Below are 23,586 nucleotides of genomic sequence, written 5' to 3' on the forward strand. Positions count from 1 at the left end.
TCCTACAGGCACTGGGGGAGGACACCGATGGCCACGTCAACGCAAATGGAGCCCAAGAAGGGGCCGCTCGACGGCATTACCGTGCTCGATTTTTCTCGGGTGCTTGCCGGGCCCTATTGCACCATGGTGCTGGCCGATCTCGGCGCCCGCGTCATCAAGGTCGAAAAGATCGGGACCGGTGATGACACACGGGAGTTCGGGCCGTTCGTCGAGGGCGAGAGCGCGTATTTCAGCTGTTTCAACCGGAACAAGGAGAGCATCGTTCTGGATATCAAGTCGCCGCGCGACCGTGAGCTGCTGGAACGACTGCTGGACGAGTCCGATGTGCTGGTCGAAAACTTTCGGCCCGGCGTGATGGATCGTCTGGGATATGGGCCGGATCGCCTGGCCAGAACGCATCCCCACCTGATCTACTCCTCGATCTCCGGCTTCGGTCATACCGGCCCCTTCAGCGAGTTACCCGGCTACGACATGGTGGTGCAGGCCATGGGCGGCATCATGAGCCTCACCGGATGGCCCGACGGCGAGCCGGCCCGCGTGGGAACCAGTTTCGGCGACCTGAGTGCGGCGCTCTTCGCGGCCATCGGTATCATCGCGTCGCTCTACAGCCGGACCAAGGACGCGCAGGGTACCCGTGTCGATATCGGCATGCTCGATTGCCAGGCGGCACTGATGGAAACCGCACTGGCTCGCTATGACATAGAGAAGAAAGTCCCCAATCGGACAGGCGACTGCCACCCCTCACTGGCGCCCTTCGAAAGCTTCAATGCCAAGGATGGCAAGCTCGTCATCGCCGCCGGCAACGATACGCTCTTCCTCTTGATGGCCGATGCCATCGGTGCGGCGAGACTCGCCTTCGACCCCAGGTTCATCAACAACGACCTGCGCTGCCAGAACCGTCCCGAGCTGGTCGCCGAGATGGAAAAGATCCTGCTCGAGCAACCCGTGCAGCATTGGGTGGATCTGCTGAACGAGGAGGGGGTTCCCTGTTCGCCGATCAATACCATCGACAAGCTGTTCGATCATCCGCAGTTGAAAGCGCGCAACATGATCGTCCAGGTTCAGGGTAAAAGCGGCAAGCCCTTCAGGACCGCGGGCAACCCGATCAAGCTGACCGGGCGCAAGGATTTCGATAGTGACATCCCCGCAAGGGCGCCGGGCCTTGGCCAACATCGAGAAGCCATTCTGGCCGAGCTGATGGCGCGTCACGGCTCCTACCACCTGCCGAAGTCGCCGGATGCAAACGGCTCGCCCTCCAGGACATCTGAAATGGACCTGGCCACCAAGGACTTTCGTCCCGCTGCCGTGCAGGAATCTCGGCCCCGTCGTTCGAGTGACGAGCCGGCGAAGAAGAGCGCGCAAGCGCGACCCAGAATGAATCGCGTCAAATGATGGGAGTACGCCACGATCTAAATGGTCGCGGCTCGTGATGCTAAAGGAAGATTTCGCGGCCCAGTATGGATCGCATCGTTGACTGATGACAGGGATCGACAGGCGTCGTTGCCGAGCGGTTGACCGGGTGAGGGCGCCATCGAGTTCACATAGTTGCCACCAGGTCTTTGCTCTCTATTGGCTGCAACGCCCAGTAGAGCGCCAAGCATGAATGGGAGATGGAAGATGGATAAGAAAATGGAAGCGCAACCGAAGGACACCGAGCCCTCCGCTTCTGATGAGCCGAACAACAGTGGCCCCGAGATGATCGTCGTCGAGCGGCGCGAACGGGTAGGCCTCATCATCCTCAACCGTCCAAAGAGCCTGAATGCCCTCAACCGGCAACTGGCCGAAGAAACACTCGCCGCGCTTCGCGAGATGGATGCGGATCCGGGCATTGGTGCCATCGTCATCACCGGCAATCCCAGGGCCTTCGCGGCCGGTGCGGATATCGAGGAGATGGCCGAGAAGTCCTTCGCCGATTTTTACATGGATGACTTCCTGTCGCCCTGGGATCAGGTGCGCCAGATCTCCAAACCGATCATTGCGGCAGTGGGTGGGTTCGCACTCGGTGGTGGCTGTGAGCTGGCCCTGTTGTGCGATTTCATCATCGCCGCGGACGATGCCCAGTTCGGCCAGCCGGAAATCAAGCTGGGTATTCTGCCGGGTATCGGTGGCTCGCAGCGTCTGGCGCGTTCGATCGGCAAGGCGATGACCATGGACCTGGTGCTGACCGGCCGTAATATCGGCGCCCAGGAAGCCAAGGAGATTGGTCTGGTGGCCCGGGTGGTGCCCAGGGCTGAGCTGATGCAACATGCGCTCGAGGCGGCCCATACCATCGCCGGCTATAACCAACCGGCCGTGAAGATGGCCAAGACAGCCGTCAATGCGGCGTTCGAGACCCCGCTCGCCGAAGGCCTGCATCAGGAGCGTCTACTGTTTCAGGCGGCCTTCGCCACCGAGGGGCAGAAAGAGGGCATGAACGCCTTCGTCATGAAGCGTGCGCCGGTCTTCCGTCATCGCTAGATGCCGCCTGCACCGTCTTCGTCGCTTTACGAAAAAAATAACGTCAACAACCAGTAGGTGAACGCTATGAGCACGCCAAAACAATCGGGTGACAGCCTGGATCTGAGGGTTTTCATACCCTCGGTTCTCGTGATTGCCGGGCTGGTGTTACCGCTTATCCTGTTTCCGGAATCGGGAACTGCCTTGGTCAATGCTGCCTTCGCATTCGCGACTGGCAAGTTCGGCTGGCTGTATATGATAGCTGGGCTTAGTGTGGTCTTGTTTCTCGTAGGACTGGCAGTGAGCCGGTACGGAAATGTGCGTCTGGGTGGCCCGGATGACAAGCCTGAGTTTTCGTACTTCAGCTGGGTCGCGATGATCTTTGCCGGCGGGATCGGTATCGCGATCGTCAACTGGGCGTGGGTAGAGCCCATTTACTACTTCATGGGCCCCCCTTTCGATGTAAAACCGGCGAGTGATGCCGCGGCTGAATGGGCTCTCACTTATGGCCAGTTCCATTGGGGCTTCACGCCCTGGGCCTTCTACTGCTTGCCGGCCATTCCCATTGCCTATTCGATGTACGTCCACAATCGGCCCGGTGTCAGGCTCTCGGTCGCTTCTCGTGGGCTTCTGGGGCGTTATGCCGATGGCTGGCTAGGTGTCATCCTGGATGCTGTCGTCGTCTTCGGCATCGTCGGCGGCGTGGGTACCTCTCTGGGTCTGGCGGTGCCCCTGGTGTCTCAACTTTCCAGTGGGCTGTTTGGCATCGAGCCATCCTTCATGCTGGATATCGGTGTATTGCTGATCTGGACCGCGATCTTCTCTGCCAGCGTCTGGTTTGGTCTGGCCAAGGGGATTCGTATCCTGTCCGACATCAACGTCTGGCTGGCCATCTTCCTCCTGGGCTTCACCTTCCTGGTGGGAGACTCTCTGTTCATGGTCGAAGGTTGGGTGAACAGTCTTGGCAAGATGGTCTCTCATTTTGTAGAGATGAGCCTGTGGACCGATCCGGTCGGTGGTTCGACCTTCTGGAAGGACTGGACGGTCTTCTATTGGGCCTGGTGGATCGCCTACGCCCCCATGATGGGACTGTTCGTGGCGCGTATCTCTCGTGGGCGAACCATCCGTGAGCTGATCATTGCGGAGATGGTGTTCGGTTCGTTGGGGTGCTGGGTCTTCTTCGCCGTCTGGGGAGGCTATGCGCTCGAACTGCAGGTCAAGGGTACACTGGATGTGGCCGCTATCCTTAATGATGGCGGCATACCGTCAGCCGTTCAGGCCATTCTCAATACGCTGCCCATGTCTGGTCTGGTGACCGGCGTGTTCATCCTGCTCTGTTTCATCTTCCTGGCCACGACCCTGGATAGCTCCGCCTATGTGCTGGCCTCGGTGACTTCTCGAAAGCTGTCCGGCTATCAGGAACCCAAGCGTTCCATTCGTCTGACCTGGGCCTTCCTGATCTCAGGCGTCGGGGTTGCCCTGATCCAGTTGGGTGGGCTCAAGGCGGTCCAGACGTCGACCATCGTGGTGGCTCTGCCGATGATCCCGGTATTGGTGATTCTGGCTTGGTCCCTCATCCGCTGGCTGCGTCAGGACTTTGCCAAGAAGGTCATGGAGCCTCACCTGGTCATCGAAGATCACCACAAGTAATGGATCATGTCAGGAGACAGGGATGTCTCCTGATGAGACAAACGTAAATCGGCGTCATAAGGAAACCCATCATGGCATTAAATCCCCATTCGAACTTGCCATTGAAAGATGTCAAGGTCATCGACTTTGGCCAGTTCATTGCCGGCCCTGCGGTGGCCATGATCCTGGCGGATCTGGGCGCCACCGTCATTCATGTCGATCCCCCGGGTGGGTCTCTTTGGAAGTCACCGGCCAATGCCACTCTCAATCGCAACAAGCTGATCATCTCCATCGACCTCAAGCATGAGGAGGGGCGCGAGCAGGCCCTGGCGCTGATCGAGGAAGCCGATATCGTTATCGAGAGTTTCCGTCCCGGCGTGATGACGCGTCTCGGTATCGACTTCACGGCCTTGCGTGAGGAACGCCCGGAACTGATCACCCTGTCGATTCCCGGATTTGCCTCCAATGATGAGCTACGACGCGACTGGCATGCCTTCGAAAGCGTCATTGCGGCCAATTCCGGCGTCTTCACGGATATGGGTCTCAACCGGGTCTTGATGGGGATCAATCCGTCGTTCTCACCGCTGCCGCTGGGCTCTGCCTACGGCACCATGCTGGCGGCCTCTTCGGTCGTACTGGCCCTGCAGGGGCGTGAACGTACGGGGCTGGGGGATGAGATCGAAGTGCCGCTGGTCTGCGCCTTGATGGAAGGGCTGACCTACAACTCGATCAAGATCGATGGCTTGCCGGAGCGCTACAAGACCCAGCGTGAGAAGGAGATCGAGCGCCGGCGTATCGAAGGCCTGCCCATGAACCTCAGTTACGATGAGCTCCAGGAGCTGCTGGATCCCTTTTATCGCAGCTACAAGTGCAAGGATGGCCGCATGTTCTATGTGGTCTGTCCGAGCCACAATCAGCATGCCAAACGCTGCCTGAAGGTGCTGGGCATCTACGACGAGCTGATCGCCGAAGGGATGAACGAGGAGCCCGACACCTATCGGCCGACCAGCGAATGGTCTTCCGACATGTCGCTCGGGGTCTATCCGCTACCCAAGCACTGGGCCGACCATATCGCCGCACGCATGAAAGAGGTCTTCATGACCCGCACCTCCAAGGAGTGGGAGAAGATCTTCGGTCGTGGCAAGTTCCCTGGTGCCCCCCAGCGCTGGTTGCAAGAGTGGATCCACGATGACCATGCCGAGACGGCGGGCCTGATGGTCGAGGTTAACGATCCGGAATTTGGACTCATGACCCAGCCCGGCCCCATGCTGTGGCTGCAGGGTAGTGGCACGGAAATGCTGACGCCGACGCCACGCCGCTGGGTCGGCTATCAGGATGCGTTGAACGCACTGCTCAGCATCGAGACCAAACTGCCGCGGGTGCGCGCCAAGAATGCCCGCGATGGCTGGCTGGAAGGGGTGCGTGTGCTCGACCTGTGCAACGTGATCGCCGGGCCGCATTCCGTGGCGTATCTGGCGCGTTTCGGGGCGGAAATCATCAAGATCGATCCGGCCAAGCCCTTCTATGACTGCTGGAATACGGTCATCTTTGGCCTCTCTCACATGCGCTCCAAACGGTCGGTGCTGACCGATATCACCCAGCCGAGGGGCCGGGAGATTCTCGACGAGCTCATCCGCCAGAGCGATGTGGTGGTCTGGAATGCCACCGACAAGCAGGTGGAGCGCATGGGGCTGACCGAAGAGGGCATGAAGCGCCTGAATCCCCAGGCCATCTTCTGTCAGCTGGACTGTTTCAGCGGTGTGCTGCCGGGCCCGCGCACCAATTATCTCGGTTACGACGACCTGGTGCAGGCCACCACCGGCATCATGCTGCGCTTCGGCGGCAGCATGGACACGCCGGAAGAGCACGCCCACGTCGGCACCATCGATGTGATGTGCGGCTTCGGGGCTTCGCTCGGTATTGCGACGGCCCTGTATCAGAAGCTCAAGACCGGCCGGGTCGACCGGGTCAAGACCTCGCTGTCCGCCCTGAGCGGCCTGGCTCAGCTGCCGTTCTGTTACGACTATGAGCGCCGCGGGCTGTTCGACGAGCCGGCGGGTCGCGAAGTGAACGGTTACGGTGACCTGTCGCGTTTCTATTCCGCGTCTGACGGCATCCTGCTGATCAGTGCCTACGAGTATGACCTGCCCAAATTCGCCAATGTCGAGGGCCTGGAAGGTCTGGTCGAGGTACCGCTGGGTGAACGTGCCGCCTTCCTGGCGCCCCGTTTCCTGACCATGCGTGCCCAGGACTGGGTAGAGCGCTTGCAGGCAGCCGACATCGCCGCTGCCGTCTGCGAAAACCTCGAGACGCTTCGTTCCTACAATGCCCATCCGGCGGATGGGAGCACCGGCATCAGTCGCGGCAGCTACTCCTTCTCGGTCTACGAGGATCACCCCAGCGGGCATGTGATCACTCAGCTAGACCCCTATGCGATTCGTCCCAAGCGCGGGAGGATCTACCCCCTGGTGTCAGCTGAAAAGTATGGTGCGTCGACGCGCAGCGTGCTCGAGGAACTCGGCCACTCCACCGAGGAGATCGAGCGCTTGATAGAGGACGGCGTCGTGTCGGAGAGCTGGAGCGAGGAGTACCTGCCGACCTGAGCATTGAGGGGTATCGCGATTGAAGTGACCCCATCATGGTTGTGCAGGCGACAAAACCGGCCCAAGGGCCGGTTTTTTTGTCAGGCATAGCGTGTTCGGGGCGGGCGCGCCGTGTGATTCAGTCCAGACTGCCGAAGCGCTGGTAGAAGCTCGGGCCGGGTGCCGGTAGCGGGCCCTCCGCGGTCTCCAGGTGGCGGTCGAGCCAGCGCTCGGCGCGACGGTGAATCACACGATAGATGTTACGACACAGCTGATGGGCGTGATGCCCTTCCCAGAAGGTGGGCAGTAGCGCATCAGGGAGCTGGGGGTCACGCAGCTGCACCTTGCGGTACTCATGGATCAGCAGGGTACGGGCGATGAAGCACTCCTGTTCATCCAGGCGGTCGTCATCGCGCAATTGACTCCACAGCGGACGGAACTGCTCGAGGAAGCGCTGATAGTATCCGGCCAGCTCGTCGAGCTGCCAGCTCTGGCGCACCTGCAGGCGCAGTGAGCGCGGAGCCATGGGATCGCTCGCCGCGTCGCAGAGGAGGCGAGCGCGCCCATGCGCACACCTTCCGTGGCCGGATTGCCGAAGCTGATCTTGCTCAGGCGCTGCTGGATGCGCTCTGCCACGGCATCGAGTCTCTCGGCCGGCACCAGGACGCGGCGGATGGCCGTGCACTTCTGGCCTGCCTTGGCGGTCATCTCCTTGACCACCTCCCTGGCAAAGATATCGAACTCCTCGTCGTCCGGTGTGACATCAGGCGCCAGGATGGCGCTGTTGAGAAAATCCGCTTCGGCGTTGAAGGGGATGCTCTTGGCGAGGACATTGGGATGGCTCTTCAGTGTGAGCGCGGTGCTGGCAGAGCCGGTGAAGGTGACGAGATCCTGCTCCTCCAGCCGGTCGAGGAGATCGCCGGTGCCGCCGATGATCAGCTGAAGGGCACCCTCCGGCAGTAGGCCGGCCTCTTCGATAGGTGAGGAGCGCTTTGGCCCCATCGGTTTCGTGATCGCGACTGACAGCACCGATCACAGTATCGAGCTGGCGCGTAAGCTCATTGGTGACAAGGGGGCCATTACCTTTGGCGGTTACACCACTGACGATGACGTGGCCCTGCGCTTCGAGGCGTTGGCGATGGACGTGGCGGTGCCTCTCTCGCTCAACCTGAGTAGCGACGTCATGATCAATCAGTCCGCTGCCTTTAGCGATTTCCATGCTACCGGCGGAAACCCGGCGGCCAATGCCTCACTGTGTGACCAGGCCTTTGTGGCGCCACGCTTCGTGGTCGTCCAGAGCCGCCGCCATGTTCTATCCGACTGAGGGAGACGCCCATGCCATGCTATCGACTCGAAGGGGTGACCCCCGTTGTACATCCGACTGCTTACGTGCATCCCACTGCCGTGTTGATCGGCGATGTCATCGTCGGGCCTGGTTGCTATGTGGGCCCTGGCGCGGTGATGCGCGGTGACTTTGGCCAGCTGGTGATGGAGGAGGGGGCCAACCTTCAGGACACCTGCGTCATGCATGGTTTTCCCGGCGCCATCACCCGGGTGGCAAAGGAAGGTCACATTGGCCATGGCGCCGTGCTGCACGGTTGTGCGGTGGGTGAAAATGCCATGGTGGGCATGAACGCCGTGGTGATGGATGGCGCAATCATTGGTGAGCGTTCCATTGTCGCCGCAGCGGCCTTCGTCAAGACGGGGTTCGAGTGCCCGCCTCAATCGCTGGTAATGGGGGCGCCGGCCAAGGTGAAGCGTGCGCTGAGCGATCAGGAAGTGGCCTGGAAGCAGCAGGGTACGCGGGAATATCAGCGCCTTACCGAGCGCTGCCGGGACTCGCTGGAACGTTGCGAACCTCTGGCCGCCATTGATGCCGACCGCCCCCGATTGAAGGCAGGAGACACCCAGCCCAAGCATCAGACCCTGGGGCAGCAGGAGCGCCCATGAGTCCAGAAGGGGTGAGGATAAGTAAGTTGCAAGGAGAGAGTCATAGGGACGGCTGGACTCTATGGCGTTGGCGGAGCGCTGCACAAGCTGATGTGGCTCCCCAGCATGGAGGCCCCTCTGAGATCCGATTTTTATACCACTTTCGTGGTTTTCTGGCAGTGCGAAGGGCGGATGCTGTTTCTGCGTGCAGTGCCCTCAATGCGTTGATGACGGAGCCTCATGGGGCTGCGCCATCTGCTCGCTCATCGTTTCAATGGGATACTGGAAATCGAAGCGCTTTCGCGGGCGCAGGTTCCTCGATGCAGTGATCATAAAATGACCTGGACACAACACCTTACCGATCGGTCAGGTGTTGCTCTCGGAATTTGCGGCCAAGGTCATCAGAAGCGCGCAGGCCAGGGCCACGGCAGCCGTGACATGGAAGGTATAGCTGGCGCCCCAACTGGCCGCCACGAGGCCTCCCATCAAGGGGCCCACGACCTGGCCCACGTACTGGAAAGAGGTCGATAGCCCCATGACTCGTCCCAGACCCCGGGCATCGCGATAGGCGTGCTTGAGCGCAGACTTCAGGCAAGGCAGCACACCGCCCAGGGCCAAGCCCATCGCGAAGCGCAGCAGCATCAGCAGATAGACATGGTTCACGAAGGCCTGCGGCACGATCAACAAGGCACCCAAGGCGAAGCCTGAGGCGGCAACGCGTCCGGCGCCGTAGCGGTCAGCCAGGCGGCCGAGCGTCAGCGAGGAGATCAGGCTTCCCAGCGCGGTGACGGACAACACCATGCCCGCTGCCGAGGCCGTCTCGAATGGCTGGTGATGCATGCCGCCAACGATGCTGTAGATGATGGGTTCGATCGACAGGTTGGCCACCAGCAGCCCCGTGGTCGCGATCAGCAAGGCCCAGAGCTGGAAGTCGAAAGGGGCCGCGGCTGTTGCTGGCTCAGCGCGCGATCTCGGTGAATCATGCACTTCCGTGACCAGCAGCAGTGTCGAGACGACATTGATCAGAATCATGCCGCCGGAGAGGAAGAACACCTCGCGCATGCCGACGTGGGCGGCGAGGAATCCACCCAGCAGCGGGCCCGCCAGACTGCCGCCCAACAGGCAGGCGAACAGCACGCCCTGAGCCTGCCCCGCGCGCGACTCGGGCGCTTCCTTCGCCATCAGAATCGTCGCGCCCGAGGTGTAGCCGCCGGCGATGCCTGCCAGGAAGCGGAGTATCACCATTTGCCAGGCATGAGTGGCCAGTCCCATCAGGGTCATGCAGATCAGCATCCCGAAACTGGCGCGTACCAAGTTGATCTTGCAGCCATAGCGATCAGATACATGCCCCCAGACAGGCGCGAACAGGGCAGCGCTGACAAAGGTCGAGACATAGATCAGGCTGGACCAGATCCAGGTCTCCGCGCCCGCGTCACCGTCGAGGCTAGCCAGATAGTGGGGCAGGAAGGGCAGCATGATCGTCATGGCGACGATATTGATGAAAGAGCCCGACCCCGTGACCCATAGGTTGGTTTTCCAGGCTGCGGCGGATCCTGGCATCGTCGTCTCCGGTGATGGAAGGGGCTAGGAGGGGGCGAGCGATAACGGCAAGCTCCTGGCAGAGCTTAAGGAGAAACTTTAAATGAATAAAATTCATGTTTTTCATGCTATCTATTCCTTTTGGCTATCTGAGGTGTAGCCACGACTCACCTGACCGGCATTCACCGATCTGTAAAGAGACGCATCGGCAAGACGTGGGCTGCTGACATCCAGGGCTAACTGCCACACACGAAAAGACCGGCTCGAGGCCGGTCTCTTGGTGTTGCGTCCAGGATGACGGTTGGTGATGAACGTATCGCCGTCGCCAGGACGGCGGCTGACATCAGCGACGCAGCGCCTCGAGCAGGCACTGGGCGACGGGCTCCGAGGAGGGCGGGTTCTGACCGGTGATCAGACGTCCATCCTGGCGGGTATAGGGGGCGAAGTCGTCGGCCTTGGAGTAGCGCCCGCCGCTGGCGATCAGTGCCTCCTCGACCAGGTGCGGCACGATTTCGGTCAGCCCGACTGCGTCCTCCTCGCCGTTGGTAAAGCCGGTCACCTCACGATTCTTGACCAGCGGCTGGCCGTCGGCATCCTTGGCGTGGATCAGCACGATGGGCGCGTGGCACACCGCCGCCACCGGCTTCTCCTGGGCCCAGAAGGCCTCGATCAGTCGGATCGAGTCGGCGTCGTCGACCAGGTCCCACAGCGGGCCGTGGCCACCCGGATAGAAGACGGCATCGAAGTCATCGGCGCTCACTTCGGAGAGGCGCTGCGTATGGGCGAGCTGTGCCTTGGCCGCGTCGTCCTGCTTGAAGCGGCGGGTCGCTTCTGTCTGGCTCTCCTCGGCATCGCTCTTGGGGTCGAGCGGCGGCTGACCACCCTTGGGTGAGGCGAGGGTGAGCTCGACCCCGGCATCCTTGAGGACGTAGTAGGGCGCGGCCAGCTCCTCGAGCCAGAAGCCGGTCTTTTCACCCGTATCGCCGAGGCGATCGTGAGAGGTCAAAACGATGAGAATACGCGGGGACATGAAGGTCTCCTTGCGGATGGCTGAAAGGTCTCTCGGCTCATTCTAGTCTGGCGCCGTCGCGCACGCGGCGACCACTGGGTACAAAGGTAGGTATTGGCGTAATATTCGAGAAATGCCGTTTATCGATATCAGGTATTCGTGAGATGAATATTGCGGGCAAGGATCTGAACCTGCTGCTCACCTTTCACGTGCTCTACACCGAGCGTAGCGTCTCTGCGGCCGCGGTGCGCCTGGGGCTCAGCCAGCCGGCGCTCAGCCACAAGCTGGCGCGGCTGCGCCACGACTTCGGCGATGCGCTGTTCGTGCGCGCGCCGCGCGGACTGACTCCCACACCGCGGGCCCATGAGCTGGCCCCGCGGGTGCATCAGCTGGTGGCGGGGCTGGAGAGCTTCTTCGACTTCTGCGAGGGCAGTGACTTCCTTTCCCGAAACGACCGGGTGCATCTCTACACCACCGACTATATGGAGCAGTTGCTGCTGCCGCGACTGTTGCCGCTGGTCCGGCGTGAGGCGCCGCGCCTGCAGCTGGTGACCCACAATACCCGTGGGCGTCTGCCCCGCGCAGAACTGGAGAACGGCGAGTGCGATATCGCCATCGCCGGCTTCTATGCGGATCTGCCGGCCAGCTACTATCAGCAGCGGATTCATGCCGAGGGGTTCGTGGTGCTGGCGGCGGCCGATAATCCGCGCCTCGACGCGGGGCTGGATCTCGACAGCTATCTGGCGTGCGAGCACCTGGTCACGACCTTGACCGGTGATCTGGATGGGCTCGTCGATCGGCGGCTGCGAGAGATGGGGCGCTCGCGACGGGTGGTGGCAGGGCTGTCGAGCTTTCTCGCGCCGCCATTGTCGGTCGTCGGCAGTGATCTGCTGCTGACCTGCCTGGAGAGCGTTGGGCGGCACGCCGAGACGCATATCCCGGGGCTGGCGGTGCATCCCTGCCCATTGGCACTGGATGACGTGGCGGTGATCCAGACCTGGCACCAGCGAACCCACGAAGATCGTCTCCGCCGCTGGCTCCGTGGACAGATCAAGGCGCTGCTGGCCGGCGAGAGCCGCTAGCCGCGATGTACTCGACGCGTTAACGTGCCGCAAGCTATCCCAGGCGACGATCTGGCACTCTTTCGGTAGTGAATTCAGTCCCTTGTTTTTGTCACGGAAGTCGATAATGGCGTGGGGACATCCCCTGCGTACTTACCCGGCCTTCGGGCCGGGGTTTTTTTAACTTCTATTTTGTCGGTCGCCGACCCAGGCGCCGGTGGCTTCTGTAACCGAGGCTTGGTGCTCCAGTGGACCCTGCCAAGTCGACTCCAGAAGCGTATCTTGCTGTCGAACGTTTCCTTAGGTGACCCCCGTCGTCTGCCAGCCGCGTGAAGGTGGCGTCATCGTGTCACGCGGTAGCGTCAGACCGGGTATCGAGCCCTGTCGGTGTCGCGTGGACTGCCTTGATTTGTAAGAAATATCTTACAAAAAATTGGGCGATATCGACCTATATTCGTCATTCGTGAATTGATAAAATAGATACTCGTTGTAGATCCTTGGTCCCCGGTCTCTTGGCCGGGGATTTTTTATGCCCGACGCTATCCAGCTCATGCCGGGATTCTCTCCCCGCGTCATCTTGTAGGTCTGTGCGCGACAGAGCGAAATGCGTACATGCCGATTAACAAAATACTACGTTTTAGCGCCAGCTTATTTAACCTGGATTGAATTCGTCTGCGCGCAGATGCGCGCAAGATGGTGAAGACGAGATCAGGATGGATCTCCGGGAGCCGGGCAGGGAGGCCCCGCCAGGGATGCGGGGGCAGGAGGCCTCCGGTAGGCACGGAAGGGAGTCAGCGCTAGTCGGCCCGATCTCAGGATCGGGCCTTTTTTGTACCTGATGATAGCGGCATCAATAATACAAACATCTATATCTTATCTGGTTATAAAGACTTGTTGTAATTAGATTAGACAGTATTAGATATCGACGTTATTCTCTGTGGGCAGGGATGTGGCTTGGAATCGATCACGGATGATATTGCCAGGGAGGCGGAGTAACCGCTGTCTTTCAGCAGGATAGGCGCATGCTGATTGAAAGCCCGAGCGCTATCGCAGCGCGCTCGGGCTTTCTCTTATTTGGATGTCATTCAATCGCTATCATGGTCAATCGTGGCTAAGTTCGATGGGGAACGCGGCCGAGCTCGATGGGGCATCGGCATCGTGCAGCGACAGGATTTGCCTCCGGGGCTAACGCGCGCCGGCGATGTATGGCGCCAGGTTGTCGCTCAGAACGCTTCCAACTCGGCTTCGCCGACAGGCTTCCGGAGCAGCGCCCGGGATCGCGTGGCCTTGCGCGACTCGGCGCCTGACGCTGGATGTGCGGTGCCTTCCTGCCAGGTCGACTCGCCTGCAGCGCGATGGTCTGGGCGCTCGGCGAGCGTGAAGATCTTCACTGCCTGCTCCAGGCGGCTGGCCTGTTGTTCCAAGGAGGCCGCAGCTGCAGAGACCTCCTCCACCAAAGCTGCATTCTGCTGGGTCACCTGATCTATCTGGCCGACCGCCTGAGAAACCTGCTCGATCCCCTCGCTCTGCTCCTGAGAGGCAGCGGAGATATCGTCCATGATATCGGTGACGCGTCGGATGGCGACCACCACCTCCCGTATGGTACTGCCAGCCTCCTCCGCCAGGGTAGAGCCTTCCTGCATCTGCGCCACCGAGCCCTCGATCAGCGCCTTGATCTCACCCGCGGCATCGGCACTGCGGGTAGCCAATTGGCGCACTTCTCCGGCCACCACGGCGAACCCTCGCCCCTGCTCACCGGCACGGGCCGCCTCCACCGAGGCGTTGAGTGCCAGGATATTCGTCTGGAAGGCGATGGAATCGATCAGCCCGATGATATCGGCAACCTGCTGCGAGCTGGCGGCGATGCCATGCATGGTCTTGACCATACGCTCCATCATCTCGCTCCCGCGCTCGGCGGTGGAGGAGGCATCTTGCGCCAGGCGGCTGGTCTCGTGGGCATTGTCGGCATTCAGCTTCACGGTAGCGGTCAGCTCTTCCAGGCTAGAGGCGGTCTGCTCCAGAGCGGCAGCCTGTTGCTCGGTACGTGAGGAGAGATCAGCATTGCCGGCGGCGATCTCGTGGGAGCCGATATGGATTGAACCACTGCTATCGCGTACGCCGGCGATCACGCCGGAGAGCTGCTCCACCATGCGTCGCATGGCGAACAGCAAGCTATGGCCATCGTTGGGTCGAGTCTCGATGTGGATGTCGAGGTTTCGCTCGGCGACCTGATGGGCAATCTCGGCGACACGTCGCGGTTCCGCGCCCAGGCTTCGGGTAATGCCAGCGATGATGTACCAAGAGAGCAGTATGCCCAGCAGCAGCACCACGCTGATGATGGCGATGAAGAGGACACGCATATCTGCATAGTCTTGAGTGCCTTGGCGATATTCGGCATCGGCCACGTCGAGCTGTAGCGCCATCAGTTTCCCCAAGGCCTGGGAGACCGGATCGATATGCTGGTAAAGCGAATTGACGGTGAAGTTCTCCAGAGCTGCGGCATCTTGCTGACTCAGGATGGTCTGGAGCTGATCCACCGTGGCATCGGCGCTCTGCAACAGCGGCTTCAGCTCGGCGATGAGACGTTTTTCCCGCTCGACCAGGGAAGTCCCCAGATACGCCGACCAGGTTTTATGGCTGGTCTCGCGCGCCTCGGCCACGTTGTGCGCGCCCTCGGCCCAGCTGATGTTACCGTTGCGTACCTTGTGGGAGGTATCGACGATATTGACGGCATATTGATCGGCGATAGTTGAGAGCTGGCGTAGTGGTACCACCCGATCCTCATAGACGGTCTTGAGACTTTGCAGGGTCGTCTTCGTCTCGTACATCCCGAAGAATCCGATCCCTATCAAGGCGAGGGAGAATAGCCCCACCAATGAAGAAAGTTGCCGAGAGACTTTCATCTGCTTGAACATGGCGTGTCCTCTGTGTGCATCAAAGGTCGTGTTTAAATCGCTTTCGTTTGGCTACCCTGGCGCTCGGAGGCCGACGTAGTAGTTGTCAGTCGATGCGGTATACGCCATTCTCTGCTAATATTATTGTTGCTATATAATTATATTTACATTCAGTTACACTTTTTATTATGACCTATAATTCGGAGCTAGCCTAGCGCTATGGAGGCTGAAATCGTCCGTTCACATCGAGGAGCGGGAGGCTCCATCAGTATGAGGTGGGAGGAGGTTTTCGACAGGCAAGGGGCGGTTTCCACGCGAGTAAGGCCAAATGCATGATCGGGCCTTTTTTGGCCGTGACGATGCCGCGATCAATGATAGAGATGTCCAGATCTCATCTGTTTTATAGAGACCTATCAAAATCAGGTTGGGCGAAATGAGATACTATCGTTGTCCTTTGCCCGCAGGGAGGAAGCTTGATACCGATCACGGATGACGATACCAGGGGCCGGAGTTGCCGCAGTCTTTCGGCAGGATAGAGGCAGGATGAGGGAAAGACCGAGTGCGCCACGCGAGGGCTTTTGCTTGCTGGATGTTGGCCAATCATGATCATGGCCAACTGCGACCGCCACCGACCTCAGCGTGCCATCTATATCGAGTCGCGGGTGGATGTGTCTCAGGGCTAGCGAGGGGGCGGTGGGCAGTGCCGGGCGGGCCGCAGGTGCATCTGCCATGCCGCTGTCGGAGGCCGCCGCCGGCCGCTGCACGTGCTTTCTTGCGCTCTCCGCTTGCCAAACCTAAGTGATTGGAATTATTATTGAAAGCCTGCGGGTGTAGCTCAATGGTAGAGCAGAAGCTTCCCAAGCTTAAGACGAGGGTTCGATTCCCTTCACCCGCTCCAGATTGCCCCTCTTGATGTCCTGCCTTACCCCCGTCATCACACTGTTCTGCAGTCACGTATGTTTCGCTGGCCTGACGTCTGCGTCTTGGCGGCGTTGCGGTATCCATGGCAGCGCTCCCTCGTCGGCCTCACGCATCATCTGACGGAGACTTCGTCTGGTTCAGGCATCGTCGTGCCAGGCTGGCAGGTAGCGTCTGCGGGCGCGCATCCTCACCAGGTCGCGCTCAGGCGATCTCCGTGGCCTGAGCGCGCCAGCTCAGCAGCACATCGTCGGCGGTGATCGAGATGACGCGCATGGCCGCCTCGCCCGCCAGGCGGGTCATCAGTCGGGACCAGTCGTCCTGGGCTTCGCCAGGCTGGCGCACGATCACCAGTTGCTGACGCCGATGCTGGACCGCGGCCTGAATGGCGCGCGAGACCCGGCGGGATAGCCGCTCGTAGGGCGAAGGAAAAGCGAGAATCATGACGTCTCTCACTCGAGTACGTGTATTTATATACAGTATAGAGGGCGATGCGGCCTGTGGTAAAGCGGCCACATTGCGCCGTGCCGTGCCGTGCCGTGCCGTGCCGGGGCGAGCTGGTGCTGATGGGCTGGGCGATCGTCAGCGCGTTGGGGGTAGCGGAGCTGCCGTCTTTACACGATCGATAGCGCGCATGCTGGTGTTTCGCCGTTCGCTTGGCCTTGACGCGATGCAGTCGCCTGCGCCGCCAGTAGCTCATGGCGGCCACGAAAAAGGGGCCACAGGGCCCCTTTTTGTCACCGCCGGGCGGCGAATATCACTGGCTCTTGATAGCGTCGCCGGCTTCGACACTGTGGCCTTCGGCGTTGATCTCGTCGAGTGACTTCGAGTCTTCGATGTTGGTCGCACCGTCGGTTTCCGACTCCATCGCGTCGAGCGACTGGTTGGTTGCATCACTGCCGCCGGAGAAGGAGGAAGTATCCTTCTCACCGCTGGCAGTGACGCCGGAACCCGTTGCCAGCGGCTCCTGATTGGCCTGATGTGCGTCCTTGAGTGCGGCGCTATCGGCGAGCGCGGTACCAGCGAGGCCCAGGGTCAGGGCAGCGGCGAAAGCGACGGTCGCGAGTGATGTTCTCATGACAAATTCCTTTTGTGCTGAGGGAGTCGAGGGCAGTAGCTAGCGCGCTACGCCTGATTACACTGTAGCCGGTTTGCAAGCGCGTCAGGTTGAACGGCGCGCGATGAGCAGACCATTCGGCATATAAGACGTAGCTTTGGGCATGTTTTCAGCCGCCGCTGCGATCACGCCTTGTCCGGTGTCTCATCCAAGGCGTCTCGTCCGCCAATGAGCCCTCCTGGAAGCGGTCGAGCGCGGGACAATACTTGAACTCGCCCCGCCGTGGCGTCATCTATACTAGTGGATCGAACACGGTAGACGTTCGAGTACGAGGCTGGTTGAAGAACGCTGGGCGTTCCAACAGTGTCGTGGCTTGAAGCGAGTCAGTAGAGAGTACCCGGTTGGACAACGCCCGAGAGGGCAGGAGAGTGTCATGAATGCGCGCGACTATCTGGCCAAGCAGGGTATTGCGCTGGACAAGGAGGAGGACAAGCCGCAGTCGCTCGAGGAGAAAGCCTGGGCCCGGGCGCGTGAAGCCGCCGAACATGGCCCGCGTAGCGGCACGCCGCACGATTGGGAGGATTGGGAACGCTATCACGAGGCGCTGGCCAGTGGTGCTGCCGAGATCCAGGGCAAGCACAGGCCGCGTGATGGTGAGTGTGACGAGACCGAGCCGAGCACCGGCAAGACCGGAGATGACGAGGGATCTGCGCCACATCACCGACGCTAGACAGCAGGATTGCGCAAGTCCAGCTATGCTGGTGAGCAGCCGAGCGGATCGACGCCGAAGGCGTCGGCCATGCTAGCGTCAAGGCGCCGTTGCGTGTCGGTCGGCTTCGGTGACGATGGCGGTGATGAAGAGGCGCCGCAAGGGACTGTTCTATCAAGGCGGGCGTTGGCGCTGGAAAACGCGAACGTGGCCGCAGCAAAGGAGGCTACATGGATATCATCCGTATCATCTTCGCCATCATTCTCCCCCCGGTGGGTGTATTCCTGCAGGTGGGCCTGGGGCTGCAGTTCTGGATCAACATCGTGCTGACGCTGCTGGGTTATATCCCGGGTATCATCCATGCGGTCTGGATCATCGCCACGCGCTGAGTCGCGATGAGAAAGCACAGATGAGAGCAGAGGGCCGGTTTAGACCGGCCCTCTGTCGTTCATGGGGTCTTGATAGGCGCTTTGTGGGTGTGGCGTGAGCGCTGGGCACCCGGGTCACGCCAGCCGATAGTGGTAGTGCAGGGTCTCATCCTTGCGTGGGCCCAGAATGCGCCAGGCGAGATCGAAACCGTCCGGTAGCAAGTGCAGACGGGCGCTGTAGGCATCGGCGGCACACTGATGGTGGTGCTCGCTCACCAGGGTGTCGCTGTCGGCGGCAACCAGGTCGAACAGTGCCACCGCCGCATCGCGGCCGCGGCGTTCGTGGGCGAGCGCCACGCGCTCGGGCTGCAGGCGCCAGCAGTACAGGTTGCGCATCGCTACCGGCTGCTGTCCGGCCAGGGTGAAGTGGCCGCTCTCGTGAAAGCGTATCTCGTCCCCATTGGCGACCGCCTGCACACTGCCTTGACCGTGTCCGGACCAGCCCGTGCGCGAGCCGGCGCCGGCCTCGGCGGTGAACGCGAAACGCGTGACTTGGGGCAGCAGGGTCTGCAACCGTATAATGGCTGTCAACTCGTCTGTCATCAAAAGGTTGACCTTAAATGTCGTATCTCGTCGGCGTCACGCTGCTGTGGGCCTTCTCGTTCAGTCTGATCGGTGTCTACCTGTCGGGGCAAGTGGATAGCTATTTTGCGGTGGCCACTCGGATCGTGCTGGCGACGCTGATCTTTCTGCCGCTGCTGCGCCCGCGGGCGATTTCCCCTGCCAGCCGTCTCGGTCTGATGACTGTCGGTGCGCTGCAGCTCGGTGTGATGTATCTGTTCTTCTATCACGCTTTCCTGCTTCTGAGCGTGCCCGAGGTGCTGCTCTTCACCATCTTCACGCCGCTCTATATCACCCTGATCGACGATCTGCTGGCGAGGCGCTTCTCACCGCGTTATCTGCTGATGGCGGCGCTGGCCGTGGCCGGGGCGGCGGTGATCCGCTACGACGGCGTCAATGCCGGCTACTGGATGGGCTTTCTGGTGGTGCAGGGTGCCAATCTCTGCTTCGCGCTGGGACAGGTCGGCTATCGCCATCTGGCCCGGGGGCTACCTGCCGGCGTCGCCCATCGCCATCTCTTCGGCTGGTTCTACCTCGGCGCGCTATGTGTGGCGCTGCCGGCGTTCTTGCTGCTCGGTGATGGGCAAAAGCTGCCGACCAGCGGGCTGCAATGGGGCGTGCTCGGCTGGCTCGGGATCGTGGCGTCGGGGCTCGGTTACTTTCTGTGGAACAAGGGCGCCTGTCGGGTCGATGCCGGCACCCTGGCGATCATGAACAACGCGCTGATTCCGGCCGGGCTGGTGGTCAATCTGGTGATCTGGAACCGCGATGCCGATCTGCTGCGCCTGGGCGCGGGGGCGGCGATCCTGCTCGCCACGCTGTGGCTCAACGCGCGCTGGGCGCGTCGAGGGGCGGTAACGGCAGCGCCGGCGGCCAGCCATCCGTGACCACGAACAGGCGGCAGCCGCGGCCGTCCGGCAGCGTCAGGCGCAGATGCAGCGGTGATGAGGTGGCCGCAAAGTGGCGCTCCAGCAGCTCACCTAGTGCCACCATGGGGGGGCCGGCGCCGCGTGGCGGTGCCAGCCAGTGCGGTTTACGCAGCACCTGGCCGCGGGTCGCCGTTGGTAGCGCCGCGCAGAGCGCCGGCCACGCCCGGTGATGGCACCACAGGCCCTGGTAGACATCCGGATTGGCCAGATCCGGCAGTGCCAGGCGCTGGTGCCAGGGGTGGTAGAGAAACCCCGGCATGATGATGCGCTGGTGTAGCGCGGCGCCCGGTGTCAGTGTCTCGCGCACGGCCTGCCCGGGCTCGTCGCGGGCGGCGGGCAGCTGGCGCTGCGCCAGTCGATGGCACTTGATCGCCAGGGAGTCGAAGCTGCCGGTGCCGATCCAGCGGGCGGCGGCGTGGCGATCCCCCGGCCCCTGCTCCAGCCCGAGGAAGAACTTGATTGCCAGTTCGGCGTGCTCGATCGTCGCAGGCTCGACGCCGCGATAGCGGTAGAGCAGATCGAGCTCACCCGTGATTCGCTTGCCCTCGCGCAGGGTCAGGTTGTGGCCGAGCAGTGCGCTGCGCGGCGCTTCGCCCAGGATCCACTGCCACAGCGCTTCGTGATAGATCCCCAGGCGCTGCGAACGGCGCTGATCGAGATGCTGCAGAAAGGCCTGCCGTCGCGGTGCCAGGGACGCCAGCCAGCGCCGCCGGAAGGCGTCGTCCGCGAGGCCGAGCTCGTCAAGGGTGGGGCGGCCGGCCACGCCCAGCCGTGCCATGTCCGGGGCGTGCAGCAGCCAGGCGATATCACGCAGCCAGGGCGCGCTCAGGCAGGCCAGATCCTCGCGCAGCGCTGGCGTGCAGGCTTGCAGCGCCCAGGTCGGATCGGTGGGCGCCACCGGAGCGGGCTCAGCGCGGCTGGGCACGTGGCCCCAGCACCGTGCTGTCGGCAGCCACCGGGCGGGTGACCACGGCACCGGCACCGATGCGTGCCCGTGTGCCTATCTCGATGTTACCGAGTACACAGCAGCCTGCGCCGAGAAAGGCGCCGCGGCGAATCTTGGGGTGGCGGTCCCCGCTCAACTTGCCGGTGCCGCCCAGAGTGACGCCATGGAACAGGGTGACGTCGTCCTCGACCACGGCGGTCTCGCCGATCACGATCCCCGCCCCGTGGTCGATGAACAGCCCAGCGCCGAGCTGCGCCGCCGGGTGGATGTCCGCGGCGAAGCAGTGCGCGGCCCGATACTGGGCGAAGCTGGCGAGATCGGTGAGGCCGGCCCGCCACCAGGCGTGGGCGACGCGATGGCACTGCAGTGCACGATAGCCGGGAAAGAACAGCAGTGGCGTGAAGGGCTCGGGAATCGCGGCATCCTCGCGCAGCAGCACCAGCAGGTCGCGCGCCGCGGCCGCAGCGATCTCGGGATGAGCGGCGAGGCAGGCCGCTACCGTGGCGTGGCACTCGGCGAAGGGCACTTCGGCGGTAGCGAGGTCTTCGCTGACGATCTCCACCAGCGCGCCGGCGAGGTCGTCGACCTCGAGCAGGCAGCGGCGGTAGAGCGATGTCAGCAGTGGATGGCGTCTGGCAGCGCTGCGTGCGGACTCGACCAGCGTCGGCCACAGGGTGTCACTGCTCAGTTGCGTCCAGGCCGCGGGCATGCGCGCTCCTTGTCGGACTTGCCGGTATCAACCGGGGAGACGGTAGAAATCGAACTCGCGGGTCTGCACTGTCTTGACCATGTGCGAGGCCCAGGATGGGGTGATGCTGCGCTGGTGGAAGAACACCGCGCCGTGGGTGCGATCCTTGAGCGTGCCGTTGAGCGCGCGGCGTGCGATTTCTCGCGCCGCGGCATACTCCAGCGGCTCGCGCACTTCGTCGGGTCGGCCGTCGCACCACCATGAGAACTGGCAACTGCCGGTTTCCGAACCCTGCTGGACCACGCCGCACAGGGTCGGCGGGAAGGCCGGGTTGCCCAGCCGGTTCATCACCACGTTGGCCACCGCCTCCATCTCTACCACGCCTGCACCCTTGGCCTCCCAGTAGATCGAACGCGCAAGGCAGGTGAGCGCGTCATCCAGCGGGGCCTGGCCGCGCGGATCGACCGCACGCGCCCCCTCGGGTGTCACCCGCAGTGCCGGTGGTGCCGGGCTGGCGCGCTCGTTCTCGACCACCCGCTGCTCCAGCTGTTCGGCCTTGTCGAGCGCGCGCTGGGCCGTTGGCGGCTCGGCGGCCAGCAGCGTGGCGGTGGGGGCGATCATGCCGAGCAGGATAACCAGCACCCAGACGCGGGGCATGAGTGCCAGGGAGAGACCTCGGCACGTGGCCAATGATGACGACATGCGCATCGATGACCGCAGGCGTTAGCCGGCGTCGGCGCCGAGGGTCTGGATCACCTCGAAGCCCTCGAACTTGGGCGGCCCCAGATAGAGCCCCTCGCGGCGGCTCTGGCCGGCGTTGGCGTGGGCGGCGCGGAACGCTTCCGAGTGGGTCCAGGCCTCGAAGTCGGCCCGCGAACGCCAGATGGTGTGGGAGGCGTAGAGCACGTGATCCTCTTCGGCGGGGCCACGCAGCATGTGGAACTCGACGAACCCCGGCAGCCCCTGCAGATGGGTTTCGCGTTCGAGCCACAGGGTCTCGAACTCCTCGGTGCGCTCGGGGTTGACGCGGAAACGGTTCATGGCGATGAACATCGGATGCGTGGCTCCATGCGGAAAACGGGGGGTAAAGGTCAACGGCGCGAATGATGAAAAGCGCGCGCTGCGTCCGGCCCGATCGACCTGACGACGACAACGTTCACCATGCCAGCAGTCTGCGTGAAAAGCGAGATGTGCCCGACCCGGCGCTGGCAGGCGCTGGTGCGTTGACGAATGATGCCGTCGGGTGTCCTAATCGACGCAACACTGATTTCGTCATTTCCGTCTTACGAGGTGAACGGCGCGCCCGGCGCCACTGACACGCCATGGATATTCCCCATCAGCGACTGGTCTATTTTCGTGTCACGGTCGAATCCGGCTCCCTGCGCAAGGCCGCGGCGCGGCTCGATATCGCACCGTCGGCGGTGAGCCGCCAGATCGCGCTGCTCGAGACCGCCTTCGAGGCGCCGCTGCTCGAGCGCACGCCGCGCGGGATCCGGCCCACCGCAGTGGGTGACATGGTCCTCGACTACTGCCGCCAGCGCGGCGCGCTGGACGAGCAGTTCATCGCCACTCTGGAGGCGCATCAACGCCTGGAGACCGGCACCATCTCACTGGTGGTGGGAGAGGGCTTCATCGACGATCTGATCGCGGCCCCGCTCAAGGCCTTCGCCGAGCGCTACCGCGGTGTGCGCCTGGATATCCAGCAGGCCGGGACCGACGAGATCATCGAGTCGGTGGTGGAGGACCGCGCGCATATCGGGCTGATGTTCCACGAGCGGGTTCACCCTCAGATCCGTTTCTGGGTCTCCAGTGGCCAACCACTGCTGGCGATCTGTCCCCGCGACCACGCGCTGGCCACCTACCCCGAGCCGCTCTCGCTGGAGACCCTGAGCGAGGCGCCGATGGCGCTGTGGAAAGTCGGGCATGGCGTGCGACGGCTGGTCGACGAAGCCTTCCAGCAGGCACAGCTGCGCCCGCGGGTGGCGATGGAGACCAACTCCATGGCGGTACTGCGGCGTGCGGTGGTGGCCGGCATGGCGATCACCCTGCTGCCCAGCTTCGCGGTGGCGGATGAGCTCGGCAGCCAGAGCGTGGTCGCGCGGCGGGTTGCCTGCGCGTCGTTCCAGCACTCCCAGGCGCACATGATCACCCGGGTCGGGCGGCGCCAACCACTGGCGAGTCTCAAGCTGCTGCGCCATCTGAGCGCCTGGATGCACGCCTTTCGTCACGACGAAGCGCGGCGCTGAAGCGCCAGGTTCCTTACGCTACCCA

General features: G+C 62.3%; 22 protein-coding genes, 1 tRNA gene and 1 pseudogene. 12 read left to right on the top strand and 12 right to left on the bottom strand.

What is annotated here, in order from left to right; genetic code table 11:
- The first annotated feature begins 27 nt into the window (after positions 1-27).
- The 4 genes from DOM67_RS04570 (at position 28) to DOM67_RS04585 (ending at position 6,668) form a co-directional block, all read left to right on the top strand.
- Positions 28-1,392: a CoA transferase gene (locus DOM67_RS04570; RefSeq protein WP_110674475.1), complete on the top strand. Its 1,365-nt coding sequence runs from the start codon at positions 28-30 to the stop codon at positions 1,390-1,392.
- Positions 1,393-1,695: 303 nt separating this feature from the next.
- Positions 1,696-2,457 carry an enoyl-CoA hydratase-related protein gene (locus DOM67_RS04575; RefSeq protein ID WP_232825139.1) on the top strand — a complete coding sequence of 254 codons (762 nt, stop codon included), beginning with the start codon at positions 1,696-1,698 and terminating at the stop codon, positions 2,455-2,457.
- Positions 2,458-2,523: 66 nt separating this feature from the next.
- The gene (locus DOM67_RS04580; RefSeq protein WP_110674477.1) at positions 2,524-4,086 is read left to right on the top strand and encodes a BCCT family transporter; all 1,563 of its coding nucleotides are present in this window, start codon (positions 2,524-2,526) and stop codon (positions 4,084-4,086) included.
- Between the two features lie 71 nt (positions 4,087-4,157).
- Positions 4,158-6,668 (top strand): CoA transferase, encoded by a 2,511-nt coding sequence (locus DOM67_RS04585; RefSeq protein WP_110674478.1) that lies wholly within the window; start codon positions 4,158-4,160, stop codon positions 6,666-6,668.
- 118 nt (positions 6,669-6,786) lie between these two features.
- Here the strand turns inward: DOM67_RS04585 and DOM67_RS04590 are convergent, their stop codons facing one another.
- Together DOM67_RS04590 and DOM67_RS04595 are read right to left on the bottom strand one after the other, a co-directional pair.
- Positions 6,787-7,173 (bottom strand): PaaX family transcriptional regulator C-terminal domain-containing protein, encoded by a 387-nt coding sequence (locus DOM67_RS04590; RefSeq protein ID WP_110674479.1) that lies wholly within the window; start codon positions 7,171-7,173, stop codon positions 6,787-6,789.
- A 23-nt stretch (positions 7,174-7,196) separates the two neighbouring features.
- Positions 7,197-7,625, bottom strand: a pseudogene (locus tag DOM67_RS04595) (aldehyde dehydrogenase family protein); the annotation flags it as partial.
- A gap of 31 nt (positions 7,626-7,656) precedes the next feature.
- On the opposite strand from DOM67_RS04595, the gene DOM67_RS04600 reads away from it, so the two are divergent.
- Both DOM67_RS04600 and paaY read left to right on the top strand, forming a co-directional pair.
- Complete coding sequence (locus DOM67_RS04600) at positions 7,657-7,971, top strand: hypothetical protein (RefSeq protein ID WP_232825134.1); 315 nt, start codon at positions 7,657-7,659, stop codon at positions 7,969-7,971.
- A gap of 11 nt (positions 7,972-7,982) precedes the next feature.
- Positions 7,983-8,597 carry a phenylacetic acid degradation protein PaaY gene (gene paaY / locus DOM67_RS04605; RefSeq protein WP_110674480.1) on the top strand — a complete coding sequence of 205 codons (615 nt, stop codon included), beginning with the start codon at positions 7,983-7,985 and terminating at the stop codon, positions 8,595-8,597.
- Between the two features lie 345 nt (positions 8,598-8,942).
- Here the strand turns inward: paaY and DOM67_RS04610 are convergent, their stop codons facing one another.
- Together DOM67_RS04610 and DOM67_RS04615 are read right to left on the bottom strand one after the other, a co-directional pair.
- On the bottom strand, positions 8,943-10,136 hold the full coding sequence (locus tag DOM67_RS04610; protein ID WP_110674481.1) for an MFS transporter: 1,194 nt from the start codon (positions 10,134-10,136) through the stop codon (positions 8,943-8,945).
- A 322-nt stretch (positions 10,137-10,458) separates the two neighbouring features.
- Positions 10,459-11,145, bottom strand: coding sequence for a type 1 glutamine amidotransferase domain-containing protein (locus DOM67_RS04615; protein WP_110674482.1), 687 nt, complete (start codon positions 11,143-11,145; stop codon positions 10,459-10,461).
- Positions 11,146-11,288: 143 nt separating this feature from the next.
- On the opposite strand from DOM67_RS04615, the gene DOM67_RS04620 reads away from it, so the two are divergent.
- Positions 11,289-12,206 (top strand): LysR family transcriptional regulator, encoded by a 918-nt coding sequence (locus tag DOM67_RS04620; protein WP_110674483.1) that lies wholly within the window; start codon positions 11,289-11,291, stop codon positions 12,204-12,206.
- Positions 12,207-13,408: 1,202 nt separating this feature from the next.
- Here DOM67_RS04620 and DOM67_RS04625 read toward each other — a convergent pair.
- Entirely contained in the window at positions 13,409-15,100 is a 1,692-nt protein-coding gene (locus DOM67_RS04625) for a methyl-accepting chemotaxis protein (RefSeq protein ID WP_198651724.1), read from the bottom strand.
- A gap of 803 nt (positions 15,101-15,903) precedes the next feature.
- Between DOM67_RS04625 and DOM67_RS04630 the strand changes: the two genes are divergently transcribed.
- A tRNA-Gly gene (locus DOM67_RS04630) sits at positions 15,904-15,977 on the top strand.
- A gap of 224 nt (positions 15,978-16,201) precedes the next feature.
- On the opposite strand, the gene DOM67_RS04635 is transcribed toward DOM67_RS04630, so the two are convergent.
- Both DOM67_RS04635 and DOM67_RS04640 read right to left on the bottom strand, forming a co-directional pair.
- On the bottom strand, positions 16,202-16,441 hold the full coding sequence (locus DOM67_RS04635) for a DUF1654 domain-containing protein (RefSeq protein ID WP_110674484.1): 240 nt from the start codon (positions 16,439-16,441) through the stop codon (positions 16,202-16,204).
- Positions 16,442-16,754: 313 nt separating this feature from the next.
- A complete protein-coding gene (locus DOM67_RS04640; RefSeq protein ID WP_110674485.1) occupies positions 16,755-17,075 on the bottom strand; it encodes a hypothetical protein in 321 nt (106 codons plus the stop codon).
- A 412-nt stretch (positions 17,076-17,487) separates the two neighbouring features.
- On the opposite strand from DOM67_RS04640, the gene DOM67_RS04645 reads away from it, so the two are divergent.
- Complete coding sequence (locus tag DOM67_RS04645) at positions 17,488-17,784, top strand: hypothetical protein (protein ID WP_110674486.1); 297 nt, start codon at positions 17,488-17,490, stop codon at positions 17,782-17,784.
- Between the two features lie 209 nt (positions 17,785-17,993).
- Entirely contained in the window at positions 17,994-18,152 is a 159-nt protein-coding gene (locus DOM67_RS04650) for a YqaE/Pmp3 family membrane protein (protein WP_035471155.1), read from the top strand.
- A gap of 114 nt (positions 18,153-18,266) precedes the next feature.
- Here DOM67_RS04650 and DOM67_RS04655 read toward each other — a convergent pair whose 3' ends face one another.
- Positions 18,267-18,734 carry a DUF6314 family protein gene (locus DOM67_RS04655; protein ID WP_157958792.1) on the bottom strand — a complete coding sequence of 156 codons (468 nt, stop codon included), beginning with the start codon at positions 18,732-18,734 and terminating at the stop codon, positions 18,267-18,269.
- 17 nt (positions 18,735-18,751) lie between these two features.
- On the opposite strand from DOM67_RS04655, the gene DOM67_RS04660 reads away from it, so the two are divergent.
- Positions 18,752-19,639 (top strand): EamA family transporter, encoded by an 888-nt coding sequence (locus DOM67_RS04660; RefSeq protein WP_110674488.1) that lies wholly within the window; start codon positions 18,752-18,754, stop codon positions 19,637-19,639.
- Here the strand turns inward: DOM67_RS04660 and DOM67_RS04665 are convergent.
- From DOM67_RS04665 to DOM67_RS04680, 4 genes are all read right to left on the bottom strand, one after another.
- On the bottom strand, positions 19,578-20,606 hold the full coding sequence (locus DOM67_RS04665; protein WP_157958793.1) for a DUF1853 family protein: 1,029 nt from the start codon (positions 20,604-20,606) through the stop codon (positions 19,578-19,580). The genes DOM67_RS04660 and DOM67_RS04665 overlap by 62 nt on opposite strands.
- Complete coding sequence (gene epsC, locus DOM67_RS04670; RefSeq protein ID WP_110674490.1) at positions 20,590-21,336, bottom strand: serine O-acetyltransferase EpsC; 747 nt, start codon at positions 21,334-21,336, stop codon at positions 20,590-20,592. Before epsC ends, DOM67_RS04665 begins: the two co-directional genes overlap by 17 nt.
- A 27-nt stretch (positions 21,337-21,363) precedes the next feature.
- Entirely contained in the window at positions 21,364-21,972 is a 609-nt protein-coding gene (locus DOM67_RS04675) for a cell wall hydrolase (RefSeq protein WP_198651725.1), read from the bottom strand.
- Positions 21,973-22,038: 66 nt separating this feature from the next.
- Positions 22,039-22,368 carry an antibiotic biosynthesis monooxygenase gene (locus tag DOM67_RS04680; protein ID WP_110674491.1) on the bottom strand — a complete coding sequence of 110 codons (330 nt, stop codon included), beginning with the start codon at positions 22,366-22,368 and terminating at the stop codon, positions 22,039-22,041.
- Positions 22,369-22,637: 269 nt separating this feature from the next.
- Here DOM67_RS04680 and DOM67_RS04685 point away from each other — a divergent pair, with 269 nt between their 5' ends.
- The gene (locus tag DOM67_RS04685) at positions 22,638-23,561 is read left to right on the top strand and encodes a LysR family transcriptional regulator (RefSeq protein ID WP_110674492.1); all 924 of its coding nucleotides are present in this window, start codon (positions 22,638-22,640) and stop codon (positions 23,559-23,561) included.
- Positions 23,562-23,586: the final 25 nt, after the last annotated feature.

It is taken from the genome of Salinicola sp. RZ23, from assembly GCF_003206675.1.
Taxonomy (GTDB): domain Bacteria; phylum Pseudomonadota; class Gammaproteobacteria; order Pseudomonadales; family Halomonadaceae; genus Salinicola; species Salinicola endophyticus.

What these genes read in the sequence shown, in the direction of transcription:
- DOM67_RS04660 (WP_110674488.1), top strand. Translation starts at nt 18,752, where the DNA reads ATGTCGTATCTCGTCGGCGTCACGCTGCTGTGGGCCTTCTCGTTCAGT.
- paaY (WP_110674480.1), top strand. Translation starts at nt 7,983, where the DNA reads ATGCCATGCTATCGACTCGAAGGGGTGACCCCCGTTGTACATCCGACT.
- DOM67_RS04590 (WP_110674479.1), bottom strand. Translation starts at nt 7,173, where the DNA reads ATGGCTCCGCGCTCACTGCGCCTGCAGGTGCGCCAGAGCTGGCAGCTC.
- DOM67_RS04585 (WP_110674478.1), top strand. Translation starts at nt 4,158, where the DNA reads ATGGCATTAAATCCCCATTCGAACTTGCCATTGAAAGATGTCAAGGTC.
- DOM67_RS04650 (WP_035471155.1), top strand. Translation starts at nt 17,994, where the DNA reads ATGGATATCATCCGTATCATCTTCGCCATCATTCTCCCCCCGGTGGGT.
- DOM67_RS04635 (WP_110674484.1), bottom strand. Translation starts at nt 16,441, where the DNA reads ATGATTCTCGCTTTTCCTTCGCCCTACGAGCGGCTATCCCGCCGGGTC.
- DOM67_RS04575 (WP_232825139.1), top strand. Translation starts at nt 1,696, where the DNA reads ATGATCGTCGTCGAGCGGCGCGAACGGGTAGGCCTCATCATCCTCAAC.
- DOM67_RS04580 (WP_110674477.1), top strand. Translation starts at nt 2,524, where the DNA reads ATGAGCACGCCAAAACAATCGGGTGACAGCCTGGATCTGAGGGTTTTC.
- DOM67_RS04685 (WP_110674492.1), top strand. Translation starts at nt 22,638, where the DNA reads ATGGATATTCCCCATCAGCGACTGGTCTATTTTCGTGTCACGGTCGAA.
- DOM67_RS04645 (WP_110674486.1), top strand. Translation starts at nt 17,488, where the DNA reads ATGAATGCGCGCGACTATCTGGCCAAGCAGGGTATTGCGCTGGACAAG.
- DOM67_RS04625 (WP_198651724.1), bottom strand. Translation starts at nt 15,100, where the DNA reads ATGTTCAAGCAGATGAAAGTCTCTCGGCAACTTTCTTCATTGGTGGGG.
- DOM67_RS04610 (WP_110674481.1), bottom strand. Translation starts at nt 10,136, where the DNA reads ATGCCAGGATCCGCCGCAGCCTGGAAAACCAACCTATGGGTCACGGGG.
- DOM67_RS04675 (WP_198651725.1), bottom strand. Translation starts at nt 21,972, where the DNA reads ATGCCCCGCGTCTGGGTGCTGGTTATCCTGCTCGGCATGATCGCCCCC.
- DOM67_RS04570 (WP_110674475.1), top strand. Translation starts at nt 28, where the DNA reads ATGGCCACGTCAACGCAAATGGAGCCCAAGAAGGGGCCGCTCGACGGC.
- DOM67_RS04615 (WP_110674482.1), bottom strand. Translation starts at nt 11,145, where the DNA reads ATGTCCCCGCGTATTCTCATCGTTTTGACCTCTCACGATCGCCTCGGC.
- DOM67_RS04655 (WP_157958792.1), bottom strand. Translation starts at nt 18,734, where the DNA reads ATGACAGACGAGTTGACAGCCATTATACGGTTGCAGACCCTGCTGCCC.
- DOM67_RS04640 (WP_110674485.1), bottom strand. Translation starts at nt 17,075, where the DNA reads ATGAGAACATCACTCGCGACCGTCGCTTTCGCCGCTGCCCTGACCCTG.
- DOM67_RS04680 (WP_110674491.1), bottom strand. Translation starts at nt 22,368, where the DNA reads ATGTTCATCGCCATGAACCGTTTCCGCGTCAACCCCGAGCGCACCGAG.
- epsC (WP_110674490.1), bottom strand. Translation starts at nt 21,336, where the DNA reads ATGCCCGCGGCCTGGACGCAACTGAGCAGTGACACCCTGTGGCCGACG.
- DOM67_RS04620 (WP_110674483.1), top strand. Translation starts at nt 11,289, where the DNA reads ATGAATATTGCGGGCAAGGATCTGAACCTGCTGCTCACCTTTCACGTG.